A 2,753-nucleotide genomic window follows, 5' to 3' on the forward strand; every position below is an offset into this window, starting at 1 on the left:
GTAGTGCTTTTAAAGATCCTTGAGTAGGGCGGGGCACGTGAAACCCTGTCTGAACATGGGGGGACCACCCTCCAAGCCTAAATACTCCCTGGTGACCGATAGTGAACAAGTACCGTGAGGGAAAGGTGAAAAGCACCCCGACGAGGGGAGTGAAATAGACCTGAAACCGAATGCCTACAAGCAGTCGGAGCCTCTTATGGGGTGACGGCGTACCTTTTGTATAATGGGTCAGCGAGTTTCTGTTTGCAGCAAGCTTAAGCCGGTAGGTGTAGGCGTAGCGAAAGCGAGTCTGAATAGGGCGTCTAGTTGCTGGCAGAAGACCCGAAACCGAGTGATCTAGCCATGGCCAGGCTGAAGGTGCGGTAACACGCACTGGAGGGCCGAACTCACGCCTGTTGAAAAAGTCGGAGATGAGCTGTGGCTAGGGGTGAAAGGCCAATCAAACTCGGAAATAGCTGGTTCTCCGCGAAATCTATTGAGGTAGACCGTCAGGTATTTACCCCGGGGGGTAGAGCACTGGATGGGCTAGGGGGGCCCAAAGCCTTACCAAACCTAACCAAACTCCGAATACCCGGAAGTATTAGCCTGGCAGACAGACAGTGGGTGCTAAGGTCCATTGTCGAGAGGGAAACAGCCCAGACCACCAGCTAAGGCCCCTAAATCGTGGCTAAGTGGGAAAGGATGTGGGGATTCCAAAACAACCAGGAGGTTGGCTTAGAAGCAGCCATCCTTTAAAGAAAGCGTAATAGCTCACTGGTCTAATAGAAACCCTGCGCCGAAAATGTAACGGGGCTCAAGCCACGTGCCGAAGCTGTGGGTGCATACTATGTATGCGCGGTAGCGGAGCGTTCCGTAGGTCTGTGAAGGAGACGGGGTGACCCTCTCTGGAGATATCGGAAGTGCGAATGCTGACATGAGTAGCGACAAACAGTGCGAGAAACACTGTCGCCGAAAGTCCAAGGGTTCCTGCGCAAGGTTAATCCACGCAGGGTTAGTCGGCCCCTAAGGCGAGGGCGAGAGCCGTAGTCGATGGGAATCAGGTGAATAGTCCTGAACCTGCCAGAAGTGACGAATGCAATATGTTGTCAGTCCTTATCGGATTGGACTGGCTTTTGGCGCATTCCAGGAAATAGCTCTGGCATATAGACCGTACCCGAAACCGACACAGGTGGACTGGTAGAGAATACCAAGGCGCTTGAGAGAACGATGCTGAAGGAACTAGGCAAATTACTCGTGTAACTTCGGGATAAACGAGACCCGTTAGTGGGCAACCATTGGCGGGTGGCACAGACCAGGGGGTAGCGACTGTTTAGTAAAAACACAGGGCTCTGCGAAGTCGTAAGACGACGTATAGGGCCTGACGCCTGCCCGGTGCCGGAAGGTTAAGAGGAGGTGTGAGAGCACTGAATTGAAGCCCCGGTAAACGGCGGCCGTAACTATAACGGTCCTAAGGTAGCGAAATTCCTTGTCGGGTAAGTTCCGACCTGCACGAATGGCGTAACGACTTCCCCGCTGTCTCCAGCATCGGCTCAGCGAAATTGAATTCCCCGTGAAGATGCGGGGTATCCGCGGTCAGACGGAAAGACCCTATGAACCTTTACTGCAGCTTTACAGTGGCATCAGAGACATTCTGTGTAGGATAGGTGGGAGGCTTTGAAGCAGGGGCGCCAGTCCTTGTGGAGCCATCCTTGAAATACCACCCTGAATTTTTCTGATGTCTAACCGTGGTCAGTTAGCCTGATCCGGGACCCTGTATGGTGGGCAGTTTGACTGGGGCGGTCGCCTCCCAAAGTGTAACGGAGGCGCGCGATGGTGGGCTCAGGCCGGTCGGAAACCGGCTGTTGAGTGCAATGGCATAAGCCCGCCTGACTGCGAGAGTGACAGCTCGAGCAGAGACGAAAGTCGGCCATAGTGATCCGGTGGTCCCGCGTGGAAGGGCCATCGCTCAACGGATAAAAGGTACTCTAGGGATAACAGGCTGATCTCCCCCAAGAGTCCACATCGACGGGGAGGTTTGGCACCTCGATGTCGGCTCATCACATCCTGGGGCTGGAGCAGGTCCCAAGGGTTCGGCTGTTCGCCGATTAAAGTGGTACGTGAGCTGGGTTTAGAACGTCGTGAGACAGTTCGGTCCCTATCTGCCGTGGATGTTGGAGATTTGAGAGGATTTGTCCCTAGTACGAGAGGACCGGGATGAACATACCTCTGGTGCACCGGTTGTCGCGCCAGCGGCACCGCCGGGTAGCTAAGTGTGGACGGGATAACCGCTGAAAGCATCTAAGCGGGAAACCCACCTCAAAACTAGATCTCCCTGAGAGCCGTGATAGACCATCACGTTGATAGGCCAGGTGTGGAAGCGCAGTAATGCGTGCAGCTAACTGGTCCTAATCGCTCTATAGGCTCACTCTCATACTGTCCCCTTAAAAGGACAGCCCGTGCACAGAAATCATCCATGCACGCGTCACACATCAAACCTCTCTTTAAATAAACACCAACCGCATCCACACCACCCCACTCAGGGTGGACTGGATGACCTGGTGGCCATGGCGGGGAGTGATCCACCCGATCCCATCCCGAACTCGGCCGTGAAACCCCCCAGCGCCTATGATACTGCGGCTTAAGTCGTGGGAAAGTCGGTCGCCGCCAGGTCTTCCAGTCCACCTACAAAACACCACCGCGGGGTGGAGCAGCCCGGTAGCTCGTCAGGCTCATAACCTGAAGGCCGCAGGTTCAAATCCTGCCCCCGCAACCAA

At 54.9% G+C, this 2,753-nt stretch carries 1 tRNA gene and 2 rRNA genes (1 of these 3 only partly in view); all 3 read left to right on the forward strand.

What is annotated here, in order from left to right:
* Positions 1-2,409 (forward strand): 23S ribosomal RNA (locus tag JK199_RS12940); it begins 331 nt to the left of the window's first position.
* Between the two features lie 124 nt (positions 2,410-2,533).
* Positions 2,534-2,649 (forward strand): 5S ribosomal RNA (gene rrf / locus JK199_RS12945).
* 26 nt (positions 2,650-2,675) lie between these two features.
* Positions 2,676-2,752: transfer RNA gene (locus JK199_RS12950), tRNA-Met, on the forward strand.
* Position 2,753 lies beyond the last annotated feature (1 nt).

The sequence above is a fragment of the Acetobacter persici genome (assembly GCF_018256955.1).
Lineage (GTDB): Bacteria > Pseudomonadota > Alphaproteobacteria > Acetobacterales > Acetobacteraceae > Acetobacter > Acetobacter persici.